Origin of the sequence: Tautonia plasticadhaerens (assembly GCF_007752535.1) — a bacterium.
GTDB classification, from domain to species: domain Bacteria; phylum Planctomycetota; class Planctomycetia; order Isosphaerales; family Isosphaeraceae; genus Tautonia; species Tautonia plasticadhaerens.
In genome coordinates this window covers 5608708-5634908 of sequence record NZ_CP036426.1, presented here as the reverse complement: position 1 = coordinate 5634908, position 26201 = coordinate 5608708, and the positions used below count along the sequence as shown (strand labels likewise).

Genomic DNA, 26201 nt, shown 5'->3' with positions numbered 1-26201 from the left:
TCGTCCTCAAACCCCGAGCCCCCGATCGTCCTCGACCCTCACACGCGCGCCATCTCGGGGCACCCTCATGGCTCATCCTCCCGACCGGAAGATGACGTCGTAGCCGATGATCATGATCGCCAGGTCGGCCAGGATATGGCTGAAATAGCAGGGCCAGAGGGACCGTTCGCGGGCGTAGATCGCCGACCAGATCAACGCCCCGAGGAACACGCCGACGCTGCCGAGGAGGACCGCCCCCGGCCCGACCCAGGCCGATAGGGCGATGACGTGATGGACCGTGAACAGCATCGCGGCGACGAGGACGGCCATCGCCCTCCGCGCCGCATTGCCCAGCCCGGGAGGGAGGATCGCCTCGACCTGCCGGTAGACGAACCATCGCCAGACGTATTCCTCCAGGAGCGAATTCACGAAGATGACATAGGCGGACACCAGGACGAACGAGACCGGTCGGTCGAATCCAGTCGAACTCGCCCGCGCCAGCAAGACTCCCGGGTCGAGGATCGGGCGGACCAGGGCATACGTGGCCAGGATCACGGCGAGGAGCGCCAGCCCGGCCGCCAGCCCGATGCCGACCCCCCGTCGCGTCGGCCCCCGGATGTCCAGCGGGGCCCCTTCGACGGATCGCGTCCACACCAGGGGGAGGACGAGCATCCAGATCCGACAGATCCCACTGAAGATCTTCCCCTCGACCCCCGGGAACGCGAACAGCAAGGCGATCACGGCGAGGCTTTGGATGGGGACGAGCAGCAGCAACGCGGCGAGGGCCCGGCCCCGAGGATTCCCGCCGACGCCCGGCGGCCCCTCGTCGTCCTCCCCGCCCCCCACCCTCACGACGACGGGCCGGGGGCGGGCAGGGGACGCCCGGCGAGGCGTCCGGCCGCCTCATCCAGCCAGTCGGCAGGCGGGGGGCCGTACGGCCGGAACCGCTCCATCAGGCCGGCCTCCTCGCTGACGAGCAGGGCCCGGAACATCCCGAGGCGGTTGGCCAGGGGGGAGTCGATCAGCGTCGAGGAGTCTCCCGAGGACATCTGGAAGAGGACCCGATGCTCCAGTTCCCGGAGCGAGGAGCGGTCGAGGGTCCGGTTCAGGTTGTTCAGGGTGTCGACCCAGAGGATCGCGTGGACCCCGTGGACCGGGCCGTCCCGGAGGATCGTGCCGAGCAGCTCGGAGGGCTTGGGCGGCTCGTCGGGGGACCGCGAGGAGAAGCTGAAGTCGTCCTCGGCCTTGCGGAGCTGCCGGAAGCGCTGGAGGTCGTGGATGAGCAGGTAGAGCGGTGGGGCGTCGGTGATCCCCCCGTCCCTCCTCCGCTCGACCTCGTCGGCGACCATGGCCACGCCGGCCTCGACCTGCCCCCAGGGGACGGCCCGGGCGTCGTGGGGCAACCGATCGGCGAGGCCGGGGAGCATCCCCGAGGCGGGATCGTCCGACGGGGTGCCGTCGAGCAGCACGAACCGGGCGTCGGGCCGGTGGGCGGCGAGGCCGAGCATCGAGGTCGCCATCAGGCCCCGGGCCGCCTCCTCGTTCTGGCCGACGATCAGCAGGTGAGAACCCGCCTGCCGGCGGAACCGCACCGCCGTCGGCCCCTTGATCGCCACCGGTTCCCCGAGCCAGGCCGTCGAGGCCTTGGGGGCCGGGTCGGGGTAGGCCTCGGCACCGAGCAGGCCCGACATCGGCTCGTTGTTCGCCACGTCGGGGGAGACGTTCCCCTCGAAGACGATCGGCGGGCGGAACCGGGTGCCCGACCCCCGGGCGAGGTCCGAGACCCGCCGCAGGTACTCCTCCCGCTTCTCGTCGGGCAGCCAGACGACCTGGAAGATGCTGTTCCCCTCGAGCCGGCCGTTGGCGTCGTTGTAGATCGCCTCGCCGGGGCGGGAGAGGAGCCGGGCGGCGGTGTTGTCGTCGCTGAGGATCAGGCTCGCGTCCGACTCGCTGCACTGCAAGGCGATCCGGACGGCCATCTGGCCGATCGTCGCCCTCGCCAGCGAGTAGGCCCCGGCCAGCGTCTGGGACCCCAGGTGCACGTGGATCCCGAACGCCCGGCCCTGGCGGACCAGGCGGTCGAGCAGGAGCGCCGCCTCCTGGGCGAGCGTGTCGTCCTCGACGAAGAACTCCTGGAACTCGTCGACGATGAGCAGGATCCGGGGCATGGTCCGGTCGGGCCGGGCCTCCCGGAACGAGGCCACGTCCTGGGCGCCGGCCTCCCGGAACAGGTCGCCCCGGACTCGAAGCTCCTCGTCGAGCCGCTGGAGCACCGACAGGCCGAATTCGCGCTCGCTCTCGACGGCGATCACCCGGGCGTGGGGCAGCCTGTGCGTGGCATACGCCTTGAACTCGACCCCCTTCTTGAAGTCGATCAGGTAGAACTCGACCTGGTCGGGCGAATAGGCCAGGGCGGCGCTGGTGATCAGCGCGTGCAGCAGGGTCGACTTGCCCGATCCCGTCTTGCCGGCGATCAACACGTGCTGCGCCGTGCCGGATCCGAGCCGGAGCTGCTGCACCTTGGTCGCCCCGGCCCGGCCGATCGGGATCGCCACCCCCCCCGCGCTGCTCTCCTTCCAGTGGCGCTCCGGCTTCGGGGCGAGGAATTCGAAGGGGACCTCGACCCGGCCCGCCCCCTCGGCCCGCCTGCCGACGGCCCGGACGACCTCGGAGAAGACCTCGGGGGGGGGCGGCTCGTCCAATTCGAGCGGGAATCCGCCCTGGTCGGGGTCTCCCCAGCGGAATCTGCCCTCCCGCCATCGGAGGACGGCGCAGTGCCGTTCCAGGTCCTTGGGGTCGATCCCCTGCGGCATCTCCTGCCTCGTGTCGACCGAGACGAGGACGTGGACGCCGCACCTCGGGCCGCTCTGGGCGATGCTCAGGAGGCGGCGGGCGGCGGCCTCGTTGAACCGGACCGGGAAGTCGGCGACGACGAGGAATCGAAACGGCTCGGCCACCTCCCCCGCCTTCGCATTGTATTCCGTGATCGAGCGGTACTCATTACGCAAGTACTTCTGGATCACGTTCTCCATGTGCTCGGTCAGGTCCTGGAGCCGCTGCTCGATGTGCTGCGTCTCGGTCCAGACCCGGCTGGAGACGAGCTGCTCGTCCACGTCGGCCAGGTGCATGAAGGCGGCGAACGTCTGGCCCAGGCCGACGGGGTCGATCATCGTGAACCGCGCCTTGCCCGGGGGGAAGCCGGTGAGGATGCGGAGCATCACCGCCTGCAGCGCCGAGAGGGCGGCGGGCCGACCCTCGGCGTCCGCCTTCAGGAGCAGGGAGCCCCCCTCGGGGCATCGGAGGATCGCCGGGGGCTCGAACCGGTCGGGCAGCCCTTCCATCAGGGCGGGGTCCGCGGGACGCCCCTCGGGGAACATGTCCAGGTCGACCCGGAGCCGTCCGAACCGCAGGGCGGGCGGGACCTCCCCGGGCGGGGTCGAATCCTCCCGGGCGACCGCCTCGAAGGTGGGGAACCGGGTGGTCATCTCCGAATCGACCCGCCCCAGGGCCTCCCCCACCGCGGCCAGCCCGGACCGCCAGCGCCCGGCCAGGGATGAGGACTCGACGTCGGCCCGGGAGGAGGCGTCCTCGAGGGCCCGCTCGTGCTCCAGGAGGATCCGGTTCCGTTCCGCCTCGAACCGGGCCCGGATCTCGGGGCCGAGCCGGGAAGCCTCCTCCCCGAGCCGACGGAGGGCCTCGTCCCGGCCGAGTTCGGCGTTCGAGAGCGCGAGCCGATGGGCCTCCTCGGCCCGGGTGACGGCGTCGTCATATCGACGCCGGGCCTCCTCGGCGGCGGCCCTGGCCCGGTCGTCGGCGGCGACCTGCTCCCGGTCCCGGCGACCCAGCCACTCCTGCTCGGAGGCGCGATGGATCGAGATCTCGCGCTCCCGAGCCAGGGAGGAGAGCCGGGAGGCCCGATCGATCGCCCCGAGCAGGGGCCCGAGGGCCCGTTGCGTTTGGACCTTCGCCGTGGCATGCAGCCAGTACGCCACGACCAGCCCGAGCACCAGCCCCAGCACGCCGACGACCGGGGCGGCCATCGCCCAGCCCCGGAGCAAGCCACCGGCGACCGCCCCCGCCGCCGCCGGCAGGACCGCGATCAGCGCCGGCCTCGCACCCCGGAAGAGGCGGGGGATCGAGAGGCCCCGGAGGTCGTCGAGCCGATCCTCCGCCCCGTCGAGCGCCTGCCCGGCCGCCTCGGCCGAGGGCTCGGGTTCTTCGGCCGACTCCTCGGCCGTCGCCCCCGCCCCTGTCGCGGCCGAGCGGAGCCGGTGGGCGGACAGGTAGGTGTCGACCTCCCCTCGGATCGCCCTGAGCCGGGACTCGACCTCCGAGAGGCGGGCGAGGGCCTTCTCCAGGCGGGTCTTCGCGTCGTTCAGCCCCGCCTCGCAGATCGTGCCGACCTCCCAGCGCTGGTCGGCCTGGGCCTTCTTGATCTCCTCGACCGCGTCCCGGAGCTGCCGTTCGGCCTCGGCCCGCGTCACCCGGAGCGCCTCCTCGGCCTGCCCCCGGGTCGCCTCGAAGGCGGCGCGGGCGGCCTCGGGCTCCTCACGGGCCCGGCGTTCGAGGGCGTCTCGATCGGCCTGGTAACGGGCCTCGTTCGCATTCGAGGCCTGTTTCCGCACCCGATCGGCCGCTTCCAGGCGCCGGGAACGATCGAGGCCGAGCCGGGCCTCGGCCTCGGCCCGATCGGCCACCAAGCGGGCCAGCCCCTTCAAGGCCGAGACCTGGCGACCGACCGGGTCCCGGGGTTGCTCCTGCTGCTCCGACATCAGGCGGTGTCCTCCGATCGGCCCGGATCCGTCACCCTTCGACGACCGGCCGTCCCCGGACGTTCCGCCCTCGCCCGGGAGGCGGCCCGGCGAGATCGATGGCGTCGGCGATCGGCCGAGGCGGTGGGGACGACCCGATCTCCCGATCTTTCCAGGCCCGGCCGGCCCGGACAAGGGGGCCTCGGGGGGAGTCGCCGCCGCGTCCCCCGCCGGCGCGACGATTGAGCGGATCGGGCCGACCGGGTACGCTCGCGGCTCGGGGGCCGGACGGTCCCCTCGACCGACCGAGTCACCCCGGGCACCACCCGACACGATGCCCGATGACATCCAGCACCGATTGGTCGTCGGCCTCCTGCTCTGGTCGCTCGCTTCGCTCGGCGCGGCGACGGTCGGGCTCTATGCCCGGCCGAGCGAATTCTGGCGATCCTTCTGGTTCATGTCCGGGATCTGGGGCCTGATCGACGGCCTCATCGGCTGGTCCGCATTGCTCGGCGAGCCGGGCACGGCCGCCAAGTTGCTGCCAGCCCTGAGGATCAACGCCGGCCTCGACCTGCTCTACCTCGCCTCGGCCGGCGTGCTCCTGAGCCGGAAGGGGCCGATGTTGCGGGGTTTCGGGCTCGGCGTCCTCGTGCAGGGTTCGTTCCTGCTCGCCTTCGACGGTTACTATTGGTGGCGATGTGCCGGCCTCGTCGGCTGATCGACCGTCCGGCCGCCCGGCCGACCCGGGTCGCGAGGGCTGCCGGACGGACCACGCATCGACCCCCGCGTCCCCGCCCGGATCAACCCCATGCTCGAATCCCGAACTCCCGCCCTCCGGCCGATCGCCTCGTGGGGCCTGGCCCTCGTCGTCCTGGCGATCGGGGGGATGATGATCAATTCCCGGTCCCAGGCCCGGCCGATCTCCCCCCAGGCGGGGGATGTCCGGGTCGTCTACGTGGCGACCCCGGCGCCCTCCCAGGCGTCCCAGATCCGCCCGGGGGAGGCGTTGCCCCAGATCCAGCGCCAGGAATGGAGCTCGAACGTCGACGGCCAGGAATTCTCCCGGCGGGTCCAGGCGGCCGCGGCGAGGCTCGCCGCCGAGGGCTATGCCATCGTCTCCGTCACCCCGCTCCTCCGGGGCGAAGCGAAGACCCAGGAGCGGCAGGGTGGGGCCACCGACGTCGGCGTGGGCGGCCTCCCCACCATCATCGGCGGCTTCGGCACGGGCTGGGGGGCCGGGTACTCGGTCACCGATGGGGTCATGATCGTCGGCCAGATGCCCCCCGGATGATCCGAGTCATCGGGCCGCCCCGCCCCGACCCGACGCGACCGGGGCGTGGGACGACCGGACGGTCACCGTCTTACCGACGGCGGGGCGCCGGTCTTTCGACCGGCACGGGATGAGGGATCGGGTCGCCGGACGGCGACCGATCCCTACGAGGGCCCACCCCCGGGCCGATCGATCCCCGGGCCTTCCCCGGCCGACAGGCATCGTCGCAGGGGGGCCCGAAGCTCCCCCAGGAGCCGGTCAAATCGGTCCCGGGCGGCGAGGGTCGTCCCGGGTCCGGGATCCGGGGCGGTCGAGAGGGCGAACTCGACGAGCGCATCCTCCCGGGCGATCGTCCAGCCCAGGCCCGACAGCCAGTTGCGGACCACGACATTCTCCGGCAGGGCCACGGCCCGGAGCCGCTCGATGCCGAGCATCCGGGCCCGCAGGACGAGGACGCCCAGCAGGAGCGTCCCCAGGCCGAGGCCCTGACAGGCGTCGAGCACGGTGACCGCGACCTCGGCCGAACGTCGGTCGTCCCGATCCCGAATCATCCTGCCGCTGGCGAGTCCGTCGAAGGGCGGGTCGGGCGTGTCGAGGGCGCACCAGGCGACGTGGTCGACCTGGTCCACCTCCGTGAAATAGCGCAGCTCGGACTCCGAGAGCCGGTCGCTCGACCGGAAGAAGCGGTACTGCCGGGATCGGTCGGAGAGCAAGTCGAAGGCCGCCTCCAGCCGGGGACGGTCCCCGACTTCCACCGGCGAGAGGAAGACGAGCCGACCGTCCCGGATCGGGAACTCGAAGCCGGGGCGGGGGTGGGCGGGCGGTACGCCTCCCGGACCCCGCTCGGACGGGGCCCCGAACAGCCGGTCGGGGCGGGGACGAGGGCGGAGGATGGGCCTCACGATCGGGATGCGCATGGCGACGGCCCGGTCAGCGGGACTCCTCCCGTCCGAGGTGCCTGTCGGCGAACTCCATGAAGACCTCCCAGTCTCGCATCGTCACGTCATGCTCCCCGGGGCGGACGTGGTAGCCGATCGTGCCCCCGACCAGCTCGTTCACCGGGGGCATCTCCTCGACCCCCGCGATGCCGTCGGTGCCGAGCAGTTCGAAGACCGGGCTCGCGTGGTAGGCCGAGAGGAACTCGCCCCTCGGGTCGGCCCAGAGGTCCCCCTCGGCCGAGCAGACGAGCACAGGCCTGGGGGCGATCAGGGCGATCAGCATGTGCTGGTCGAACGGCAGGGAATCCTCGTCGGCATTGAACTCGTTGAAGGTGTCGCTGAACCAGTGGGGGAAGGACGTGTTGATCCGCTCGACCGTCTCACCGAACCGCCTCCGGCTCAGGGCGGCGCCACCGCATCCCGAGTCGTTCGAGATGACCAGGGCGAACCGATCGTCCTGCGCCCCGGCCCAGAGCGAGGTCTTCCCCAGCCGGGAATGGCCCAGCACGACGACCCGGGCCCCGTCCACGTCCTCGTCGGTCTCGAGGTAGTCCAGCGCCCGACTGAGGCCCCATGCCCAGGCGCCGATCGATCCCCACTCGTCGGGCAGGGGTCGGTCCTGGCCCTCGGCGTAGAAGAGGGGATGGACCCCGTCCCGCCACTGATCCTTCACGTCGGGGTCGATGTCGAAGTAGAACGCCGTCGCCAGGCCGAAGCCCCGGCCGACGATCTCATCGACCGGCCACCTCCCCCGGCGATCTCCCCGGGACGACTCGTCGGCCCCCTCCGGGATCGTGATGGCCGGGTCCGGGAACACGGTGTGATTCCCCTTGAAGTTCAGGCCGAGGAACGTGGGGACCGGCCCGGTCGCGTCGGCGGGGGTGTAGAGGAGCAGGTCCATCCGGGGGCCATCGGCCCTTCCCGAGAAGAAAATGCGGACCTGCTTGCGCTTCGCCGCCCCGCCGAGGGCGTCGGTGGCCGACTCGATCACCTCCCAGCGCATGGCGTCGGGGCGGCCGCCTGGGGTCTTGCCATACATGAGGCCCTCGAACTGCCGGAGGATCTCCGGGCGCCGGGAATCCCGCCAGCGCTCGGGCGAGGAGATCCTCGAGCCGTCCTCGGCCGTCAAGGGGTCCGGGAGCGTGTAGTCCGGGACCTCCGATTCCTCGTAGTTGGCCCCGGCCGGCTGCGAGACCGCCCGGGAGGGGGAGAGGAGGACGCCCGCGACGAGGACGGCGAGCGGGCAGAGCGAGGCGTGGAGGTTCATCCCTGGGTCCCTCGGCGGCGGAGGCGGGGCCGGAACGCGACGGGCGGGGCCCCCGGCCGGGCCGGGGCCCCCGCCCGTCCAGGATGACGGAACGAACTCAGGCGAGCAAGGCGTCGACGGGATGGGGGTCCTCGACGCCGGTGAGCCTCTGGTCGAGGCCCTGGAACTTGTACGTCAGTCGGCGGTGGTCGATCCCCAGGCATTGCAGGATCGTCGCGTTCAGCTCGTGGATGTGGACGGGGTCCTTCGTCACGTTGTAGCTGAACTCGTCGGTCTCGCCGTGCACGATCCCCGGCTTGATGCCGCCCCCGGCCATCCAGACGGTGAAGCACCTCGGGTGGTGGTCCCGGCCGTAGTTGTCCCGGGTGAGCGCCCCCTGGCAGTAGATGGTCCGGCCGAATTCGCCCCCCCAGACGACGAGCGTGTCGTCGAGCAGCCCGCGCTGCTTGAGGTCCTGGACGAGGGCCCAGCTCGGCTGGTCGATGTCCCGGCACTGGTTGGGCAAGTCGCCGGCGATGTTGCCGTGCTGGTCCCAGCCCCGGTGGAAGAGCTGGACGAACCGGACGTCGCGTTCGGCCAGGCGTCGGGCCATCAGGGCGCAGTAGGCGAAGGTGCCGGGCTTGGTGACGTCCGGGCCGTACATGTCGAGCACGTTCTTCGGCTCGTCGGTCAGGTCCATCAGTTCGGGGACGGAGGTCTGCATCCGGAAGGCCATCTCGTACTGGGCGATCCGGGCCTGGGTCTCGGGGTCGGCGAACTCGTCGTAGTTCTTCTGGTTCAGGGCGCCGAGGGTGTCGAGCATCCTCCGCCGATTCGCCTGGCTCACGCCCGGGGGGTCGGAGAGGAACAGGACGGGGTCGCCGTCGGTCCGGAGGCGGACCCCCTGGTGCTTGCTGGGCAGGTAGCCGGAGCCCCAGAGGCGGTTGTAGAGCGCCTGCGCGTCCTTCCGGCCGGACCAGGTCGGCGTCATCACGACGAAGTCGGGCAGGTTGGCGTTCATCGTGCCCAGGCCGTAGCTGAGCCAGGCGCCGAGGCTGGCGCGGCCGGGCAGCTGGTGGCCGGTGCAGATGTAGGTGATCGCCGGGTCGTGGTTGATCGCCTCGGTGTGCATCGACCGGACGATCGCCAGGTCGTCCACCATCTTCGCCGTGTGGGGCAGCAGCTCGCTCACCCAGGCGCCCGACCCGCCGTGCCGCTCGAATTTGTACTTCGAGGGGGCGATCGGGAAGCGGTCCTGCCCGCTGGTCATGGTCGTCAGCCGCTGGCCCTTGCGGATCGACTCGGGCAGGTCCGTGTCGAACAGGTCGTCCATGGCGGGCTTGTAGTCGAACATGTCCAGCTGAGACGGGGCGCCGGACATGAACAGGTAGATCGCCCGCTTCGCCTTGGGGGCGAAGTGGGGCAGGCCGGGCAGGCCTCCCGAGGGGGCGGGCCGGTTCTCGTCGGCCCCCCCGCCGAGGGCCATCGCGCGGCGGTCGGGCAGCATCGAGGCCAGCGCGGCGGTCCCCAGGCCGAGGGCATTCCGGCCGAAGAAGTGCCGGCGGGTCACCGTGTTGATCCGCTCCAGGATCGGGTCCATGCTCGCGTCCTCCGGTTGAGGTTCGTATTCGTCCGGTCCCGGGCGGGTCAGCCCTTCACGATGACCTCGTCGAGGTTGAGCAGCGTGTTGGCGATGACGGTCCAGGCGGCCAGCTCGGCGGGGTCGTGCGCCGGGTCGGGGGTCGTCTCGCCGACGGCGATGAGCTGGCGGGCGGCCTCGGGGTCGTCGCGGTACGAGGCGATCAGGTCGTCGTAGGCGGCCGTCAGCTCGGCCAGCTCGTCGGCCTCGGGCGTCCGGGCGGCGACGATCCGGAACATCCGGGTCAGGCGATCCTCGGTGGAGGAGCCGGCCTCCCGCATCGTCCGCTCGGCCAGGGCCCGGGCGGCCTCGACGTACTGCGGGTCGTTCAGCAGCAGGAGGGCCTGCAGCGGCGTGTTGGTCCGCTCCCGTCGCATCGTGCACGACTCCCGGGAGGGGGCGTCGAAGGTCGTCATCTGGGGCGGCGGCGAGGTCCGCTTCCAGAAGGTGTAGAGGCTGCGGCGGTGGACCTTCTCCCGGCCGGTGTCGGCCCGGAACTGGGCGGTGTTGGAGCTGGTGTAGCCGACGGCCTCCCAGAGCCCCGACGGCTGCGGCGGCTTGACGCTCGGCCCGCCGACCTGCTCGACGAGCAGGCCGCCGACGAACAGGGCCTGGTCCCGGATCGTCTCCGCGTCGAGCCGGAACCGGGGCCCCCGGGCGTAGAGCCGGTTCTTCGGGTCCCGCGCCAGCAGTTCGGGGGTGGCCCGGGACGACCGGCGGTAGGTGTTCGAGGTGACCAGCCTCCGCATGAATTCCTTCACGTCCCAGCCGTCGTCCTGGAACTGGACGGCCAGCCAGTCGAGCAGCTCGGGGTGGCTGGGCGTCTCCCCCTGGGCGCCGAAGTCCTCGGAGGTCTTCACCAGGCCGACGCCGAAGACCTGCTGCCAGAGCCGATTGGCCGCGACCCGGGCGGTCAGCGGGTTGGAGCGGTCGACCAGCCAGCTCGCCAGCCCGAGGCGATCGACCGGCGCCCCTTCCGGCAGGGGGGGCAGGAACGAGGGGACGGACCGGCCGACGGGGTCGCCCGGCTGGTCGTACTCTCCCCGGTTCAGGATGAACGCCGGCTTGGGCTCGGCCATCTCCTTCCAGACCAGCGTGGTCGGGATCGACTCCTCCAGGGCGGTCTTCGCCTTCTCGACCTCCGCCCGCCGGGCGAGCAGCGGGGCCAGCGTCGGCCGGGCGGGGGCGTAGGCGTGCTCGACGAAGTAGTCTCGGAGTCGCTCGGACTGCTCCCCGGTCCGCTCTCCGGGATCGACGGCGACGAGTTGCGTAATCGGATCCGGGAGCGCCGCCTTGTCTCCGAGGACCCTCTGGTCCCGGATCCAGGAGGCGAGCGACGCGTACGACTCGCCCAGCTGTGGGGTCCAGGAGCGGATGCCGGCGGCGTCCCAGCGGACGGTGCCCCCGTGCTGGGTGAAGGCCAGGCCGGTGATCGTCGTCCCGGGGGGGATGCCGACGTCGGCCGCGGGGACCTCCAGGCGGACCCACTCCCCGGTGGTCGGCAGGGCCCCCCGGGAGACGCGCTCGGTCGTGCCGTCCGTGCCGTAGTCGATCAGGTTCTCGCCCCAGTACGCCCGGTGCTTCCACTCCCCGGTGTTCCACTGGAGCATGATCTCCTTGGGCGGATTCAGCGGGTCGAGGAAGGCGTGGGCGAAGAGCGTGTCCCCCTCGCCGACGAGCAGGCCCTGCGACGCCTCGGTGAAGAGGTGCTGGCTCTGCCCCTCGGACGTCCGGACGTGGGCCTTCGACCCGAGGAAGACGGGGTGTTCGGGCTCGGAGACGAAGGCCCATTCCCCCTCGCTCGAGGGCTTGGCACCCGGGGGCAGGGCGTCGTCGACCCAGACGAAATCCTCGCGACGGACGTACTCGGCGCGGTCCTCGTCCCGGCTCGGGTCGTAGTCGACGGCGGCGACGGCCTCGGCGATCTGCTCGCGGACCGAGGCGAGTTCCGCCTCCAGCCGCTGCCGCTCGGCCCGGTGCTCCTCCGAGGGGACCTGGAGCACCGGCGGGTGCGCCTTGGCGTTGCCGTCGAGGGGCTTGCCGTCGAGGGAGTTGAAGAAGGCGAACATCGAGTAGTAGTCGGCCTGCGAGATGGGGTCGAACTTGTGGTCGTGGCACCGGGCGCAGGCGACGGTCAGGCCGAGGAAGACGGTGCCGGTGGCGTCGACCCGCTCGACGACGTTGCGGACGAAGACCTCCTCCTCGATCGACCCGCCCTCGCTCGTCGTGACGTGGGCCCGGTTGAAGCCGGTGGCGATGACCTGGTCGGGGGTGGGGTCGGGGAGCAGGTCGCCAGCGAGCTGCTCGACGACGAACCGGTCATAGGGGAGGTTGCGGTTGAAGGCCTCGATCACCCAGTCCCGATAGGGCCACATCTCCCGGTAGTTGTCCAGGTGCAGGCCGTGGGTGTCGCCGTACCGGGCGGCGTCGAGCCAGAACCGGGCCATGTGCTCGCCGTAGTGGGGGGAGTCGAGCAGGCGGTCGACGAGCTGCTCGTAGCGGTCGGGCCGGTCGTCGGCGAGGTAGGCGCCGACCTCCTCGGGGGTCGGCGGCAGGCCGGTGAGGTCGAGGTGGGCCCGTCGGACGAGGACCTCGGGGTCGGCCTCCGGGGCCGGGTCGGGTCCTTCCCGGTCCAGCCGGTCGAGGATGAAGGCGTCGATCGGGTTCTCGACCCTCGACTCGTCGGCCACCTCGGGGGGCTCGGGCTTGGTGGGGGTGACGAAGGCCCAGTGCTCCTCCCAGGGGGCACCCTGCTCGATCCAGGCCCGGAACAGCTCGACCTGCCCGGGGGACAGCCCCTTGTGCGAGTCGGCCGGGGGCATCCGGTCGAACTCGTCCTCGGTGGAGATCCGGTAGAACAGCTCGCTCGCCTCGGGATCCCCGGGGACGACGGCCGCGTAGCCCCCCCGGTCGGCGAAGGCGTCGTCCTTCAGGTCGAGCCTCAACCCGGCCTTGAGCGTCCCCTCGTCCGGCCCGTGGCAGGCGAAGCAGGCGTCGGAGAGCAGCGGGCGGATGTCCCGGGAGAAGTCGACCGTCGGCGACGGCTCGGGGGGATCGTCGGCCCGGACCGCCCGGCAGGCGGCGACGGCGATGACGCAGCAGGCGGCCAGGGTGAGCGATCGCGTCCACGTCGCGGGGTTCGGCGGTCTCATCGATCTCGGCTCCCGGTTCGGCTGGGGGCCGGCGGTCGCCCGTCTGGGGCGGGACCACCGGCACGGGGGGGGAGGGGTGAGGGCGGCGCGGCCGCCCGGCGACTCGATCGGGCTAGGGGAGGGCAGGGGGGGAGGGTCGGCCCGTCGAGTCGGTTCGACGGGCCGTCACTCGCCCCGAGATCCCGACCCGAGGGGGTCGCGACGCCTCGGGGCGGGGCGTGGGCTCAGAACGCCGCCGGCGACCGGACCACGAAGCACCGCGACATCAGCTTGCGGAGCAGCGAGATCTCCCCGCTGTGCCGGGCCTCGTCGTGCAGGCCGTGCATGATGGTGAAGCGGATCGTGCGGTTGGTATTGCCGGGGTCGGGGCCGTCGAGCTGCTCGGGGGACAGCCCGGCGATCACGTCCCGGAGCCTCTGGTGCTGGGCCTTCAGGGCCGCGACCACCTCTTCCAGGGGGGGCCAGCTCTCGGGAGAGATGTGCGCCGGGTTGCTCTCCCAGCTGAACATCTTGAACCAGCCTTCGGGGATCTGCGGCTCATGCTTCAGGCCCCTGAGGGTGAGGAACTCGGTGACCACGTAGGCATGGCCGGCGTGCCAGAGGCAGGAATTCTGGAGGTTCGGCGGGGCCCATCGGGCGTGCGTGTCGTCGAGGTTCTGCAATTCCTTGAGGGTCTTGCTGCGGACGTCGTCGAGCAAGTTCAGCAGCGTCTCGTCGGCCATCTGTCCATTCTCCGCCCGGGAAGGGGCCCGGGCGATCATCGGGTGGGAAGGGCGGGGGCAGGGGTGCACGACAAACAATTATCCCGCACGCCGGGTCGTCGTCGCAACCGATTTCCTCTACGATCGTCGGGACGGCCGTGTTCGGCCGTCCGGTCCCGAGGATCGACCCGGATCTCCTTTTCGAGCAGAATCTTACGATCGGACACCCGGCTCGGCCGATGTCCCCGGTGCGACTCCGGGCCAGGTGCAACCGGGGTGCCGTCGGCGGCCCCCCGGCCCGCCGACGGCGTGTCCGTAGGGACTCGTTTGCACGCATGATCGGCGGTCCAGCACCCGTCGATCGACCTGATCGGGAACCGAGATGCGAACCCGAATCTCCTACGCCCCCGTCGCCCGACCGCCCGGCATTCCGCACCGATCACGGTCCCGATTCCGCCCCCGGGGGATCGGGCCGGGGGAAGTGCTGGTCGTGGTCGCGGTCCTCGGGATCGTCGCCCTGCTGCTGATGCTCGGGCTGACGAGGAGCCGGGAGGTCGCCCGGTCGGCCTCCTGCGCGAGGAACCTCCGGCAGATCGGCATCGCGCTGGGCCTGTACGAGCAGGCGACCGGGCGATTGCCGGCCGTCCCCCCGCTGGGTCAGGCCGAGGGCCCTGCCCGGGGGCCGCTCGCCTCGATGCTCGACCAGTTCGGCGTACCCGACCTCGGCGGGCTCGACCCCCAGGCCGCCCCGCCGTCGAACGACTCGGGGGAACGGTCCGTCGAGGCCTATCTCCCGGGGTTCGTCTGCCCGAGCGACCCGATCGCGACCTCCCGGGCCTTCCCCGCCCCGGTGAACTACCGGGCCAACACCGGCACCCGGACCGATGGTCGCCTCGGCCCGTTCGCGCCGGGCGCGTCGGCGTCGATCGCCGAGGTGGAGGCCGGCCACGGCGCCTCGTATACCGCCGCCTTCTCCGAACGGCTCGTCGGCTCGGCGGGATCCTCCTCCGAGCGGTCCCGGGATTACCAGGTCGTCCCCGGCCCGATCCCCGAGGGGGGCTGTCCCGAGGCCCCCGACGCCCCGATCCGGACCGACGCCGGCCGATCCTGGCTCGAACTCGGGTGGCGGTCCACCCTCTATTCCCACGCCGCCCCGCCCGGCGCTCGTCGTTCCTGCATCTCCCGGGACGGCCGGTCCGCCTCCATGGGGGCCTCCAGCGGGCACGTGGAGGGGGTCCATGTCCTGATGATGGACGGCAGCGTCCGGACCTACACCACGTCCGTCGCCTTCCCGGTCTGGACGGCACTCGGGAGCTATCGGGACGCGACGACGGCGGCGACCGCCCCGGACCTATCCCGGGTCGACTGACGCCCATCACTCGCCTCGGGTTGCTCGGCTCGGTTCTTGCATCCCGAGGCCGCCCGACCGGCCTGGACGTCGGGCCCGGCCGACCTCAACCGCAACCTGGGAGCGGGACGACCATGATCGACTCCACCTCGCCGATCGGACGGGCCATGGTCCTGGCGGCATTGAGCGGCTCGAAGATTGCCCTCGGGCCGGCCTTCCTGGCGGCGTCCCGGAGGAGGTCCTCGGCCTCCGGCTGGATCGCGGCGGCCCTGGGGGAGATGGCTCTGGACAAACTCGGGGTCTTCCCCCCCCGATACCGGCCGATGCTCCTGGTCCCCCACGCGGTCTCCGGCGCCCTGGTCGCCCGGGAGAGCATGAAGGGGAGCGGGGCCGACGCCACCGCCGTCGCCATCGCCGGCGCGGCGGTCGCCGCCGGGGTCGCCTGCGCCGCCCCGATCGTCCGGATGGCCCTGAGCCGGGGGCTCGGCGTCCCCGACCCCCTGCTCGGGCTGCTCGAGGACTACGCCGCCGTCTCGATGGGCTCCCGGGCGACCGGCCTCACCATGGATCAGGTCGCCGACTCGGCCCGGACGGCGATCGGCCAGGTCGGCGACCGGGTGATGGCCACCGCCTCGTCGAAGTGACCCGGCCCGAGTCCCCCCGACCGGGGGCCGAGGATCGGGGGCCGACGCCCGACGGGCAGCCCTGGACCGATCAGTCGGTCAGCGTGAAGTCGAACTCATTCGACCCGTCGTCGGTGACCTCGGCGGTCAGGCCGGAGGTCAGCGGGGAGAAATAACGTTCCGGGATCAGCGGGTCGCCGCTCCCCTGCATATCCTCCTCCATCATCTGCCCCTTCCTCGCCTCGGGGACCGGCTTGTCCGGTCCTCGGAGGATCACCGCGACGTCGTGCATGCCGGTGACGGCGCCGTCCCGGGGTCCGTAGGTGCCGAGTCGATAGCGACCGGAATCGTCCAGCGGGCCCCGGGCCGCGTGGGAGCCGTCCTGGGGCGTGAAGAGGATCTCCCCGCCGGCGACCGGCTCTCCGTTGTAGGTCACCGTGCCGGTCACGGGGACCAGGCCGCGGTCCTCGCCGCAGCCGACCAGGCCGGCCGCGGCCATCGCGGCGGCGATCAGTTGAGTTGCAGCTCGTCTTCGGGTCATCGGGCCGTCGTCTTCCCTTCTCGTCGGTCGCGCGACGAGGCCGCCCGGGGCCCATGGCCCGGCCGGCCCGCCGCCGGTGATCCCCGTTCCTCGAACTCAGAACTGGTCGGCCGAGACGACCTCGCCGCCGGCCCGGCTGCCCAGCGCATTGAACACCCGCTGGTCGATCGTCTCCTTCAGGAAGCGCACCGACCCGTCGCAGAGCGCGACGGTCACCCCGCCGGGGTGGTGGCTGGTGAAGCCCCGGCCGGTCCAGCTGGAGCCGAAGGGGCTGCCCTGGCGGGTCGACCGGAGCAGGGTCCAGTTGATCGGCAGGCTCGTGCCGTTGATGGCCCCGGTGCTGGTGAACCAGACAAGGCTGTTCGACCGGACGATCCCGGCGGTGTGGCCGAACAGGATCGTGTTGCTCGTCCCGTCCCGGACCCCGGCGAGCCGGACGGGGGGTGAGGTGCTCGTGTAGTCGAACATGCCGCGGTGGTTGCGTCCGGAGCCGTAGGCGCCGGTCGGTTGGGGGCAGTCGGCCGTCGGGGTGCCGTTGCCGTCGGAATTACAGCCGCCGCAGCCGTATCGGGCCCCGGCCCCCTCGAAGGCGTAGGGGTCGGCGGCCCGGCCGTTGTTGTACCCGTCCCCGTAGCTGCCGACGTAGTGGGTCAGTGTCCCCCGGAACAGCCCATTGGCCCCGTCCGGGGTCCCGGGGTCGCCGAAGCAGCCCGAGACGGGGACCGCCCGGTCCTCGTAGGTCACCGGGTCGGGGTCGGTCGGGCAGAGGAAGGCGGTGATGACGGCCGTCCGGACGGTGGCCGCGCCCATGCAGCTGACGTTGTCCTCGAAATTCGTGGCGTCGTAGAGCGGACCCTGTTCCAGCTGGGGCAGGATCATCGCGTGCATCCCCCAGCCCCGCTGGGGGGAGAATCCGCCGGCATAGGGGAACGAACCCGCCGCGTCGATGTAGTTGTGGGTCGCCAGCGCCAGCTGCTTCAGGTTGTTGGTGCACTGCGCCCGGCGGGCCGCCTCCCGGGCCGCCTGGACCGCGGGTAGGAGCAGGGCGATGAGCACGCCGATGATGGCGATCACCACCAGCAGCTCGATCAGCGTGAATCCTCGACGGCGAGATCGGTACATCGTGTTCAATACCCGCGATTCATGATCATCAGGACGTGGAGTCGGCCGCGCGCACGGCGACGGCCGGGGGACGGGGTGTACGCCATCCCTGAAGGATGTGAGCGACAATGATTGCTCGGTCGGCCCCGAAACGCCAGGGAAATCCCCGATCGTCCAGGAGCCGTCAAGTGAATTCCCCGGGAAGGTCCCGTGAAGGCCCCTGGCGCCTCAATCAAGATCGCCGAGGGCCATCGGCCCTGCCGCCTCGTCGGCCACCGGGGGTCACGACGAGGTCCCGGGCGATCAGCACCAGCATCGCCACGAATGCCAGCACCGCCAGCGGCGCCCCGGGCCCGACCCGGGCTCGGGGGCCCCCGGAGAACAGGAACACCATCGCCCCGGCATGGGCGACCCCGTAGAGGGCGAACAGGATCGGCAAGGCCGCCGGGATCCGGCCGACTCCGATCGCCCGGAGCCAGCAGCACCAGCAGACGATCCCGGCCGCGAACACCACCAGCCGGTTCGGCAGCCAGAGCGGGCCGAGGATCAGCCTCCCGGACCACCCGGTCGTCAGGAACTCGCCGACTCCCCCGCCCAGGTCCCGGGAGACGGCGAGCGTGTGCTCCCCCCAGGGCAACCCGGCCGCTCCGACCACCCCGAGGGCCGCGAGGGTCACGCCGATGGCCGAGACGAGCCTGGGGGCCGGGCGGGTCATGCGACGTCCTGCATCGTGTCGGGCCCTGGGGCTGGCGGCCCATCCCCCGATCGGACGGGTCGCCCCGGGTCGGCCGGGTCGTGCGAGCCCACCTTACACCACGCACCGTGACGGGCCTATCGGCCGCCCCCTGCCCACCCGATCGAGACGGGGGAGCGGGGACGGCCCGCCCCCCCGCCCGCCCGGGAGGCGGCCGGGGGGGGTCGTCCGGCCGTGTTGTTCGCTCAGGACTTCCCCTTCGGGCCGGCATCGCCCCCCGAGACCCGGTCGGACTTCCGCCGCAATTCGTCGATCGCCTCCGACGCCTCGGCCTTTGTCATCGCGTCGTCGACTTCCTCGCCCGCCTCCTCGGCCAGCGTGTGGAGGTACGACCGCTGGGCCTCGGTCATCGGCTCCTCGCCGGTGGTCCAGTCCCCCGGATCCTTCACCCGATTCCCCTCGGGGGCGTCGCCCTGGGATTCCTTGGTGTGCTTCCTGGTCGCCATCGCTGCCGCTCCTCGCGAGACGCATCCGGCCGACGCCCCTTGCCGGGCGACAAGGATTGATCCACGCCGGCCATCTGCACGAAGGTACAGCAACAGGAATGCCAAGCGACTGATCAGCTGGCGTGGTCGCCTCGGGCCTCCTGGGTTACAGTGGCCGGGTCGGCCCGGAGGATTCGGACGACCGGCAACCAGCGACAGGGAGGCCCGGCGATGGCCGCGAAGATCAAGGGACGGCCGGCCTGGATCCGGCGCAAGTTCGGGGCCCACCTGAGCATCGCGGGCGGCCACGACCGGGCCGCGAGGGCCGCCGCCGCCCTCGGGATGGGCGCGCTCCAGGTCTTCACCAAGAGCAATAACCAGTGGAACGCGAAGCCCCTGACGGACGAGCAGGTCGCCGCCTTCCGGTCGGCGACGGCCGAGGCCGGGATCGCCGACCCGGTCGCCCATGACTCGTACCTGATCAACCTGGCCAGCCCCGACGACACGCTCTGGCGGAAGTCGATCGACGCGATGGCCGTCGAGCTGGAGCGGGCCGAGGCGCTCGGGGTCGTCGACCTCGTCAGCCACCCCGGTGCCCACGTCGGCTGCGGCGAGGAGGCGGGGATCGCCCGGGTGGCGGCGGCCCTGGACGAGGTCCACCGCCGGACCTCCGGCTTCTCCTGCCGGATCGCCCTGGAGACGACCGCGGGGCAGGGGAGCTGCCTCGGGCACCGCTTCGAGCACCTGGCCGGGATCCTCGACCGGGTCCTCGATGCCGACCGGTTGAGCGTCTGCGTCGACACCTGCCACGTCTTCGCGGCGGGCTATCGGCTCGGAACGGCTTCGGAGTACAATGAGACGATCGGGGAGCTGGACCGGATCGTGGGCCTGAACCGGGTCCGGGCCTGGCACCTCAACGACAGCGTCAAGGGGTGCGGCAGCCGGGTCGACCGGCACGCCGGGCTCGGCCGGGGGGAGCTCGGCCTGGAGCCGTTCGGCCGGATCGTGGCCGACCCCCGCTTCGCGGCGCTGCCGATGATCCTGGAGACGCCCAAGGGGACCGAGGGCGGCGAGGACCTCGACGCGATCAATCTCCGGATCCTCCGCCGCCTGGAGGCGGCGGCCGAGGCGGACGCGGCCGGCGGGTCCCGGGCCGCCCGAGCGTCCTGATCGGGCGAGGGAGGCAGACGGCCGATGTCCGAGCCGATCCGAGAGGACACCATCCCCATCCCCTTCGCCAGCCCGGATGGGGTGCCCGAGGGCCTGGCGATCGACCCCTCGCTGTTCCTCAACCGGGAGCTGAGCTGGCTCGATTTCAACGAGCGCGTGCTGGAGGAGGCCCGAGACCCCTCCGTCCCGCTCCTGGAACGCCTCCGGTTCCTGGCCATCACCGCCTCGAATCTCGACGAGTTTTACGAGGTCCGGGTCGCCGGCCTCCAGGCCCAGCTCTACGAGCACCTCGAGCCCCAGGACCCGCCCCCCGACGGCATGAGCGCCCTGGCCCAGGTCGTCGAGATCGGCCGACGGGTCCGCGACTTCGTCTCCCGGCAGCACGAGACCTGGCAATCCGACCTGCTGCCGAAGCTGGCCGAGCAGGGGATCGTCGTCGTCCCCCCGGAGGCCCTGGCCGGCGGGGAGAACGAGTTCCTCGACCGCTACTTCGAGTCCGAGGTCTATCCCGTCCTCACCCCCCTGGCGATCGACCCGGCCCACCCGTTCCCCCACCTGCACAACAAGAGCCTCAACCTGATCCTCCGGCTCGAACGCCTGGACCGGGAGCGGCCCGAGGCCCAGCCGCCGAGGCAGCTCTACGCCGTGCTCCAGGTGCCGGGGGTCCTCAGCCGGCTGGTCCGCCTCCCGGCCGCCGAGGGGGATCCGACCCATCGATTCATCCTGCTGGAGGACGTGATCGGCCCCCGGCTCGACTCCCTCTTCGGCGGCTTCCGGGTCGTCGGATACGCCCCCTTCCGGGTCACCCGCAACAGCGATTTGAGCATCCAGGAGAGCGACGTCAAGTCGAGCCTCCTCTCCATCATCCAGGAGAACCTGCGCAAGCGGATGTGGGGCGATGCCGTCCGCATGGAGATCTCCGACCGCGCCGACGAGGCCTTCGTCTCCCTGCTCCAGACCGCCCCGGCCCTGGACCTGGAGGACCGGGACGTCTATCGCGTCTCCGGGCCGGTCGCCCTCTCGGCCCTGGCCTCGCTCTGCAAGATCGAGGGGTATCGCGAGCTGAAGGAGCCGCCCTGGGAGCCGCAGCTCCCCCGGGTCCTGGCGGCGGGGCCGAGCATCTTCGAGGAGATCCGGGAGCAGGACATCCTGGTCCACCACCCCTTCGAGTCGTTCGACGCGGTCGTGCAGCTCATCGAGCAGGCGGCGGTCGACCCCCAGGTCCTGGCGATCAAGCAGACGCTCTACCGCACGGCCGAGGACAACCCGATCATCGACGCCCTCGCCCGGGCCGCCGGCAACGGCAAGCAGGTTACCGTGCTGGTCGAGATCCAGGCCCGGCTCGACGAGGAGAACAACATCTCCAAGGCCCGGATGCTCCAGAAGGCCGGGGTGCACGTCGTCTACGGCATGGTCGGCCTGAAGACGCACTGCAAGGCCGCGCTGGTCGTCCGCCGGGAGTCCGACGGCATCCGCCGCTACATCCACCTCGGCACCGGCAACTACAACCCGACCACGGCGAGGCTCTACACCGACCTCGGCCTGTTCACCTGCCGCCCCGAGTTCGGCGACGACGCCTCGGCCCTCTTCAACCTGCTGACCGGCTACTCCCAGGGCCACGACTGGCAGAAGCTGATGGTCGCGCCCTTCCACCTGGTCGACCGCGTCCTGGAGATGATCGACCGCGAGCGGCGCCACGCCGAGCAAGGCCGCCCGGCCCGGATCATTGCCAAGATGAACGCCCTGGTCGACCCCCGGACCATCGCCGCCCTCTACGCCGCCTCCCGGGCCGGGGTGCAGGTCGACCTGATCGTCCGGGGCATCTGCTGCCTCCGCCCGGGCGTGCCCGGCCACTCGGAGAACATCCGGGTCCTCAGCATCATCGACAAGTTCCTGGAACACTCCCGGATCACTTACTTCCAGAACGGCGACGCCCCGCAGCTCTACCTCTCCTCGGCCGACTGGATGCCCCGCAATTTCAATCGGCGCGTCGAGCTGCTCTTCCCCGTCGAGGACCCCCGCCTCCACGCCCGGGTCGTCCGGGACATCCTCGGCGTCTACCTCGTCGACAACGTCAAGTCCCGGCTCCTCCACCCCGACGGCAGCTTCGAACGACTCTCCCCGGGCCCGGATTCCCCCCCGATCCGCGCCCAGACCGCCCTCCAGGAGCAGGCCGTCCGCCGGGAGCTGCCCCCGGCGGTCCAATCGGCCCTCACCGAGATCGGGCTCCCGGACGGATTCGGGTAAGCCGCCTCACGCCAATCGCCGGATCAATCGGGGGGGCGCCAGCCACTCCAGCCGGTACGCCCCCGGCCCCCCGACCGAGAAGCAGGCCAGGCCACCCTTCTTCAGCTCGGTGACCGTCGGGGCCCCGGGCCCGATCGGCAGCACGGAGATCAGCGCCGAGAACGTCGGGTTGTGGCCGACGATCATGACCTCGTCCCCCTCCTGGTCGTCGAGCCATGCCCGAATCGACTCAGCAGGGCGATCGACCCGGAGCGCCTCGGCAAGTTCGACGCGATCGGCCAGCCCGAGCCGCTTCGCCACGATCTCGGCCGTCTCCCTCGCCCGGGGCAGGGGGCTGGTCAGGATCCGGTCGGGGCGGACCTTCAGCCGTCGGAGGCCCCGGGCGATCTCCCGCATCCGTCGCCGTCCCTTGAGGGTCAGCGGGCGTTCGTCCTCCTCGAACTCGGGAGTCGCGTGGGGGTGGGCGATCCCATGCCGGAGGACGTAGAGAGTTCGCATCCGATTGCCTTTCGGGTGGTTGTCGGTCGGTCGGGTGGCAGGGCCTCGGTCAGGCGGAGGCGGCCCGGGTGGCGGCCGACCGCCACGAGGCGGCGTCCTCGCCGTCGAGCCGGAACGTCAGGCACTTCGCGCTGCCGCCGGCCTTGATGAATTCCGTCAGCGAGAGGGGGACCGCCTCGTAGCCATGGCGCCCCAGCGACCGGGCCAGCTTCGGCGCCCCCGCGTTCAGGACGACCGACCGGCCCACCACCACGGCATTGCAGCTGAACGAGAACGCCTCCTCGGCCGAGACCTCGATCAGGGTCCGGATCCGGTCCCGGAGCACCGACCGGCCGTACTCGTCGAAGGCGCCGGGGAAGTAGATGGCCGAGTCGGGGGCGAGGGGGCAGAAGCAGGTGTCGAGGTGATAATACCTCGGGTCGACCAGCTCCAGCGGCAGCACCTCCACGCCGAGGCGGTCGCCGACCCACTGCATCGTCCGGGCGTCGGAGCGGAACCGGTAGCCGGCGAGCAGGGCGTCGCCGCAGAAGAGCGCGTCCCCGGCCCCCTCGAAGTGGTGGTCGTCCGGCGTGTGCTCGACGGCGAAGCCGTGGTCGGCGAACCAGCGGTCGAAGACGGGGGTCTCCCCCTGCCGCTCGCCGTAGCGGAACCGGGAGCTGAGGAACAGATCCCGGTAGACGAGGCCCGCATTGGCCGTGAACACCAGATCCGGCAGCCCCCGGACCGGGTCGAGCAGCTCGACCGCCGCCCCGAGGCCCGTCAGGGCGTCGTGCAGGGCCCACCACTGGCGTCGGGACTCGTCCGGGTCGCTCGCCACCCCCCGGTTCATCCACGGGTTGATCTCGTACTCGATCCCGTAGTATTCCGGGGGACACATCAAGATCCGGGGCGTCTCGGCCATCGCTCGATCTCCCGATCATCCCGGTCCGACCCGACCCGACCCGATCCGATCCGGGGCACGGTTCAGGAGCCGGTCAGCTCCGAGGCCAGCGAGCGGAGGAACGGCTCGACATCGGTGACCATGCCGACGGTCTGGAAGGTGCCCCGGTCGGCCAGCTTGGTGACGGTCGCCGGATTGATATCGACGCAGACCACCTGCACCGACGCCGGCAAGAGGTTCCCGGTGGCGATCCCGTGCAGGGCCGAGGCGATCAGCAGCGCGAAGCCCACGTCCTTGATCGCCGCCCGCATCGCCCGCTGGGCCTGGAGCGTGTCGGTGATCACGTCCGGCAGGGGTCCGTCATCCCGGATCGACCCCGCGAGGTGGTAATCGACCCCCGATCGGACGCACTCGAACATGATCCCCGAGGTCAGTTTCCCGGCCTCGACCGCCTGGCGGATCCCCCCCAGCCGCCGGATCGTGTTGATCGCCCTCAGGTGGTGCTCGTGGCCGTGCTCGATCGCCTCCCCCTGGTCGAGGTCGACGCCGAGGCTCGTGTTGAAGAACGCCTGCTCGATGTCGTGCGTCGCCAGGGCGTTGCCGGCGAAGAGCGTCTGGATCCACCCCTCGCGGATCAGCCTCGCCACGTGGCCGGCCGAGCCGGTGTGCACGATCGCCGGGCCCCCCACGAGCAGGACCTTCTTGCCCCTGCTCCTCGTCTCCCGGATCGACCCCGCCACGCCCCTCAGGCTGACGGCCTTGGGCTTCTCGCTGGAGACGCTCGAATTCATGAAGGAGAACGGGCTCGACCCCCGGGGACGCTCGGTCGGCAGCACGCGGACCCCGCCGTGGCCGACGACGATGGGCATGCCCGCGGTCACGTCGGACATGGGCACGCATCGGGCGGACGAGCCGTCCCCCTCGACGGTGATCCCGCAGTCCATCTCCTGATCGGCCACGTCGAGCCAACGGGCCTGCACCCGGACCTGGGTGGGCTGGTTGGTCGTGCTGTAGAACCCCTCGGGGAAGGCGCCGGGGATGTCTGCGGGCTCGACCCGGGAGTCGGCGGGGTGCAGGGGCCAGGCGCCGTGCTCGATCAGGTCGCCGACGATCTCCCGCAGCCGGTCGGCGGTGGCGGCCCGGACGGCGATGAGCGCGCGGCTCGGGTCGACCCGGCGGGTGCCGATCTCGCACTCGCGGATCTCGAAGGTCCCGCCCATCTGGAGGATGCGGTCGAGGATCTTCGGCAGCAGGAGCGAGTCGACGATGTGCCCCCGGACCTCGATCTCCTCGACCGCCCCCCCGTCCTGCTCGGCCGGCGTCGACTCGGGGCGGGCCATGGGCGTCTCCCTCCTCACGCCTGGGTTCGCAACGGCGTCGCTCCACCCCCGACGCCCCCTCCCATTCTAGCGGGACGGGGCCTCCCCGTCAGGAGAGGCCCCCCGACCGTCTCGACCGGAACCGGCCCGACCGATCGGCCACCCCGATCCGCTCGCCCGGTCGCCCGGTCGGTTATCGTTCACTCGGATTCCCACATCTCCGCCCCGTCCCCTCCCTCCCGACCGGGCCGGGGCCCGAGGCGGGCGGCGGCATCCCCGAAGGGGAGACGAGCCGATGAAGCTCACCGAGTTCTACCACGAGGTCGCCAAGCGGGCCGACACCCCCAAGGTCCAGATCAACGCCGCCGACGTCAGCCGGGTGCTCTCGGTGATGTTCGACGTGCTGGAGGATCTGAAGCCCGTCGAGGCCTTCGACCTCGTCTCCAAGGGGCTCGCCTCGGCCGAGAAGCGGCGGCGCTGAGCCCGTCACGGCCCGGCCCGATGTACGCGCCCCGAGCCCCGGGGGTGGGCCCTCCCCGTCACGGACGGGCCCACCCGAACGGGGGGACGATCAGCCCAGCAGGCTGCGCCGGAGCACCTCGCCGGCCCGGTCGAAGTCGGGACGCCAGGCGATCTCGGGGGAGCCGTTCTTGAGGCAGTCCCGGAGCTTCTCCAGCGTGTTCCGGGCCATGTGCGGGCAGTTGTTGCAGGCGCAGGTGATCCCCGGCACGGGCAGGTAGGCGTGCCGGGGTACCGCGTGCTGCAGCTGCCAGAGCATGTTGGCCTCGGTGGCGACCAGGAACTCGGTGGGGGCGTCGAAGCGGTCGACGAAGCGGATCATCGCCTCGGTGCCGCCGATGAAGTCGGCGTGCTCCCGGATGTTCGCCGGGCACTCCGGGTGGGCGATCGTCCTCGCCTCGGGCTTGCGACGCTTGAGCTTCAGCAGGTCATTGACGCTGAAGACCTCGTGCACCATGCACGAGCCCTCCCAGAGGATCATCGGCCGGCCCGTCACCTCCTGGAGGTAGGACCCCAGGTGCCGGTCGGGGGCGAAGAGGATCTCGCAATCCTCGGGGACCCGGCGGATGATCTCCTCCGCGTTGCCGGAGGTGACGATCCAGTCCGAGAGCGCCTTCACGCTCGCCGTGCTGTTGATGTAGGTGACCGTCTGGAACGTGCGGCCGGCGGCCCTCAATGCCTCCTGCCTCCGCGCCAGGAGCGGGGCGGGGCAGCTGTCGGCCAGGCTGCACCCGGCCAGGGGGTCGGGCAGCAGGACGCGCTTCCCCGGGTTCAGGATCTTGGCCGTCTCGGCCATGAAGTGGACGCCGCAGAAGACGATCGTGCCGGTGTCGACGGTGGTGGCGACCCGGGCGAGTTTGAGGCTGTCCCCGGTGAAGTCGGCCAGCTCCTGGATCTCGCCGTCCTGGTAGTAGTGGGCCAGGATCGTGGCGTCTTGCTCGGCCTTGAGGGCCTCGATCTCGTCGTAGATGTCGATGGAGGTGGTTGCCAAGGGATGGAATCCTTGTTTTTAACGTGGCGGAGGAGCAACCCACGAACCGCTCGGCCCTTGCGGCCGCCGGCAAGGCGTCCCGTCATCCTACGCCCCCCGGGGGCGGTCC

At 71.5% G+C, this 26201-nt stretch carries 22 protein-coding genes; 7 read left to right on the top strand and 15 right to left on the bottom strand.

The window, feature by feature from the left end; translation table 11 throughout:
- Nucleotides 1–72: 72 nt before the first annotated feature.
- Nucleotides 73–831 carry a CPBP family intramembrane glutamic endopeptidase gene (locus ElP_RS22580; protein ID WP_145273373.1) on the bottom strand — a complete coding sequence of 253 codons (759 nt, stop codon included), beginning with the start codon at nt 829–831 and terminating at the stop codon, nt 73–75.
- Nucleotides 828–4751 carry an FtsK/SpoIIIE domain-containing protein gene (locus tag ElP_RS22575; protein ID WP_197446293.1) on the bottom strand — a complete coding sequence of 1308 codons (3924 nt, stop codon included), beginning with the start codon at nt 4749–4751 and terminating at the stop codon, nt 828–830. The genes ElP_RS22580 and ElP_RS22575 overlap by 4 nt, the downstream gene beginning before the upstream one ends.
- Before the next feature lie 313 nt (nt 4752–5064).
- On the opposite strand from ElP_RS22575, the gene ElP_RS22570 reads away from it, so the two are divergent.
- Both ElP_RS22570 and ElP_RS22565 read left to right on the top strand, forming a co-directional pair.
- Nucleotides 5065–5448, top strand: a complete 384-nt coding sequence (locus ElP_RS22570; RefSeq protein ID WP_145273368.1) for a DUF6992 family protein — start codon at nt 5065–5067, stop codon at nt 5446–5448.
- Nucleotides 5449–5538: 90 nt separating this feature from the next.
- Entirely contained in the window at nt 5539–6021 is a 483-nt protein-coding gene (locus tag ElP_RS22565; RefSeq protein WP_145273365.1) for a hypothetical protein, read from the top strand.
- A 143-nt stretch (nt 6022–6164) separates the two neighbouring features.
- Here ElP_RS22565 and ElP_RS22560 read toward each other — a convergent pair whose 3' ends face one another.
- From ElP_RS22560 to ElP_RS22540, 5 genes are all read right to left on the bottom strand, one after another.
- On the bottom strand, nt 6165–6917 hold the full coding sequence (locus tag ElP_RS22560) for a hypothetical protein (RefSeq protein ID WP_145273362.1): 753 nt from the start codon (nt 6915–6917) through the stop codon (nt 6165–6167).
- A gap of 13 nt (nt 6918–6930) precedes the next feature.
- Entirely contained in the window at nt 6931–8205 is a 1275-nt protein-coding gene (locus ElP_RS22555) for a glucuronyl esterase domain-containing protein (RefSeq protein ID WP_145273359.1), read from the bottom strand.
- A gap of 97 nt (nt 8206–8302) precedes the next feature.
- Nucleotides 8303–9784 (bottom strand): DUF1501 domain-containing protein, encoded by a 1482-nt coding sequence (locus ElP_RS22550; protein WP_145273356.1) that lies wholly within the window; start codon nt 9782–9784, stop codon nt 8303–8305.
- A gap of 47 nt (nt 9785–9831) precedes the next feature.
- Nucleotides 9832–12975 carry a PSD1 and planctomycete cytochrome C domain-containing protein gene (locus tag ElP_RS22545; RefSeq protein ID WP_145273354.1) on the bottom strand — a complete coding sequence of 1048 codons (3144 nt, stop codon included), beginning with the start codon at nt 12973–12975 and terminating at the stop codon, nt 9832–9834.
- A gap of 224 nt (nt 12976–13199) precedes the next feature.
- The gene (locus ElP_RS22540; protein ID WP_197446292.1) at nt 13200–13697 is read right to left on the bottom strand and encodes a DinB family protein; all 498 of its coding nucleotides are present in this window, start codon (nt 13695–13697) and stop codon (nt 13200–13202) included.
- A 361-nt stretch (nt 13698–14058) separates the two neighbouring features.
- Between ElP_RS22540 and ElP_RS22535 the strand changes: the two genes are divergently transcribed.
- On the top strand, nt 14059–15045 hold the full coding sequence (locus tag ElP_RS22535; protein WP_145273348.1) for a DUF1559 family PulG-like putative transporter: 987 nt from the start codon (nt 14059–14061) through the stop codon (nt 15043–15045).
- A 113-nt stretch (nt 15046–15158) separates the two neighbouring features.
- A complete protein-coding gene (locus ElP_RS22530) occupies nt 15159–15668 on the top strand; it encodes a hypothetical protein (protein ID WP_145273345.1) in 510 nt (169 codons plus the stop codon).
- A gap of 70 nt (nt 15669–15738) precedes the next feature.
- On the opposite strand, the gene ElP_RS22525 is transcribed toward ElP_RS22530, so the two are convergent.
- From ElP_RS22525 to ElP_RS22510, 4 genes are all read right to left on the bottom strand, one after another.
- Nucleotides 15739–16188: a hypothetical protein gene (locus ElP_RS22525; protein ID WP_145273343.1), complete on the bottom strand. Its 450-nt coding sequence runs from the start codon at nt 16186–16188 to the stop codon at nt 15739–15741.
- Nucleotides 16189–16284: 96 nt separating this feature from the next.
- Nucleotides 16285–17310 (bottom strand): DUF1559 domain-containing protein, encoded by a 1026-nt coding sequence (locus ElP_RS22520; protein WP_145273340.1) that lies wholly within the window; start codon nt 17308–17310, stop codon nt 16285–16287.
- Nucleotides 17311–17521: 211 nt separating this feature from the next.
- Complete coding sequence (locus tag ElP_RS22515; protein WP_145273337.1) at nt 17522–18004, bottom strand: hypothetical protein; 483 nt, start codon at nt 18002–18004, stop codon at nt 17522–17524.
- A gap of 224 nt (nt 18005–18228) precedes the next feature.
- Nucleotides 18229–18489, bottom strand: a complete 261-nt coding sequence (locus ElP_RS22510) for a DUF3072 domain-containing protein (protein WP_145273334.1) — start codon at nt 18487–18489, stop codon at nt 18229–18231.
- A 210-nt stretch (nt 18490–18699) separates the two neighbouring features.
- Here ElP_RS22510 and ElP_RS22505 point away from each other — a divergent pair, with 210 nt between their 5' ends.
- On the top strand, nt 18700–19638 hold the full coding sequence (locus ElP_RS22505) for a deoxyribonuclease IV (RefSeq protein WP_145273331.1): 939 nt from the start codon (nt 18700–18702) through the stop codon (nt 19636–19638).
- A 24-nt stretch (nt 19639–19662) separates the two neighbouring features.
- On the top strand, nt 19663–21885 hold the full coding sequence (gene ppk1, locus ElP_RS22500; protein WP_145273327.1) for a polyphosphate kinase 1: 2223 nt from the start codon (nt 19663–19665) through the stop codon (nt 21883–21885).
- A 6-nt stretch (nt 21886–21891) separates the two neighbouring features.
- Here the strand turns inward: ppk1 and sixA are convergent, their stop codons facing one another.
- The 3 genes from sixA to ElP_RS22485 form a co-directional block, all read right to left on the bottom strand.
- Nucleotides 21892–22383 (bottom strand): phosphohistidine phosphatase SixA, encoded by a 492-nt coding sequence (sixA, locus tag ElP_RS22495; protein WP_145273324.1) that lies wholly within the window; start codon nt 22381–22383, stop codon nt 21892–21894.
- Nucleotides 22384–22432: 49 nt separating this feature from the next.
- Entirely contained in the window at nt 22433–23284 is an 852-nt protein-coding gene (locus tag ElP_RS22490; protein WP_145273321.1) for a dimethylarginine dimethylaminohydrolase family protein, read from the bottom strand.
- A gap of 62 nt (nt 23285–23346) precedes the next feature.
- The gene (locus tag ElP_RS22485; protein ID WP_145273317.1) at nt 23347–24603 is read right to left on the bottom strand and encodes an ornithine cyclodeaminase; all 1257 of its coding nucleotides are present in this window, start codon (nt 24601–24603) and stop codon (nt 23347–23349) included.
- A gap of 274 nt (nt 24604–24877) precedes the next feature.
- Here ElP_RS22485 and ElP_RS22480 point away from each other — a divergent pair, with 274 nt between their 5' ends.
- Nucleotides 24878–25063 carry a hypothetical protein gene (locus tag ElP_RS22480; RefSeq protein WP_145273314.1) on the top strand — a complete coding sequence of 62 codons (186 nt, stop codon included), beginning with the start codon at nt 24878–24880 and terminating at the stop codon, nt 25061–25063.
- A gap of 90 nt (nt 25064–25153) precedes the next feature.
- Here the strand turns inward: ElP_RS22480 and nadA are convergent, their stop codons facing one another.
- Nucleotides 25154–26092 (bottom strand): quinolinate synthase NadA, encoded by a 939-nt coding sequence (nadA, locus tag ElP_RS22475; RefSeq protein WP_145273311.1) that lies wholly within the window; start codon nt 26090–26092, stop codon nt 25154–25156.
- Nucleotides 26093–26201: the final 109 nt, after the last annotated feature.

What these genes read in the sequence shown, in the direction of transcription:
- ElP_RS22560 (WP_145273362.1), bottom strand. Translation starts at nt 6,917, where the DNA reads ATGCGCATCCCGATCGTGAGGCCCATCCTCCGCCCTCGTCCCCGCCCC.
- ElP_RS22505 (WP_145273331.1), top strand. Translation starts at nt 18,700, where the DNA reads ATGGCCGCGAAGATCAAGGGACGGCCGGCCTGGATCCGGCGCAAGTTC.
- ElP_RS22520 (WP_145273340.1), bottom strand. Translation starts at nt 17,310, where the DNA reads ATGTACCGATCTCGCCGTCGAGGATTCACGCTGATCGAGCTGCTGGTG.
- ElP_RS22565 (WP_145273365.1), top strand. Translation starts at nt 5,539, where the DNA reads ATGCTCGAATCCCGAACTCCCGCCCTCCGGCCGATCGCCTCGTGGGGC.
- ElP_RS22555 (WP_145273359.1), bottom strand. Translation starts at nt 8,205, where the DNA reads ATGAACCTCCACGCCTCGCTCTGCCCGCTCGCCGTCCTCGTCGCGGGC.
- ElP_RS22485 (WP_145273317.1), bottom strand. Translation starts at nt 24,603, where the DNA reads ATGGCCCGCCCCGAGTCGACGCCGGCCGAGCAGGACGGGGGGGCGGTC.
- ppk1 (WP_145273327.1), top strand. Translation starts at nt 19,663, where the DNA reads ATGTCCGAGCCGATCCGAGAGGACACCATCCCCATCCCCTTCGCCAGC.
- ElP_RS22535 (WP_145273348.1), top strand. Translation starts at nt 14,059, where the DNA reads ATGCGAACCCGAATCTCCTACGCCCCCGTCGCCCGACCGCCCGGCATT.
- ElP_RS22530 (WP_145273345.1), top strand. Translation starts at nt 15,159, where the DNA reads ATGATCGACTCCACCTCGCCGATCGGACGGGCCATGGTCCTGGCGGCA.
- ElP_RS22570 (WP_145273368.1), top strand. Translation starts at nt 5,065, where the DNA reads ATGCCCGATGACATCCAGCACCGATTGGTCGTCGGCCTCCTGCTCTGG.
- ElP_RS22540 (WP_197446292.1), bottom strand. Translation starts at nt 13,697, where the DNA reads ATGGCCGACGAGACGCTGCTGAACTTGCTCGACGACGTCCGCAGCAAG.
- ElP_RS22545 (WP_145273354.1), bottom strand. Translation starts at nt 12,975, where the DNA reads ATGAGACCGCCGAACCCCGCGACGTGGACGCGATCGCTCACCCTGGCC.
- ElP_RS22480 (WP_145273314.1), top strand. Translation starts at nt 24,878, where the DNA reads ATGAAGCTCACCGAGTTCTACCACGAGGTCGCCAAGCGGGCCGACACC.
- ElP_RS22510 (WP_145273334.1), bottom strand. Translation starts at nt 18,489, where the DNA reads ATGGCGACCAGGAAGCACACCAAGGAATCCCAGGGCGACGCCCCCGAG.
- ElP_RS22525 (WP_145273343.1), bottom strand. Translation starts at nt 16,188, where the DNA reads ATGACCCGAAGACGAGCTGCAACTCAACTGATCGCCGCCGCGATGGCC.
- ElP_RS22550 (WP_145273356.1), bottom strand. Translation starts at nt 9,784, where the DNA reads ATGGACCCGATCCTGGAGCGGATCAACACGGTGACCCGCCGGCACTTC.
- ElP_RS22515 (WP_145273337.1), bottom strand. Translation starts at nt 18,004, where the DNA reads ATGACCCGCCCGGCCCCCAGGCTCGTCTCGGCCATCGGCGTGACCCTC.
- ElP_RS22575 (WP_197446293.1), bottom strand. Translation starts at nt 4,751, where the DNA reads ATGTCGGAGCAGCAGGAGCAACCCCGGGACCCGGTCGGTCGCCAGGTC.
- sixA (WP_145273324.1), bottom strand. Translation starts at nt 22,383, where the DNA reads ATGCGAACTCTCTACGTCCTCCGGCATGGGATCGCCCACCCCCACGCG.
- ElP_RS22490 (WP_145273321.1), bottom strand. Translation starts at nt 23,284, where the DNA reads ATGGCCGAGACGCCCCGGATCTTGATGTGTCCCCCGGAATACTACGGG.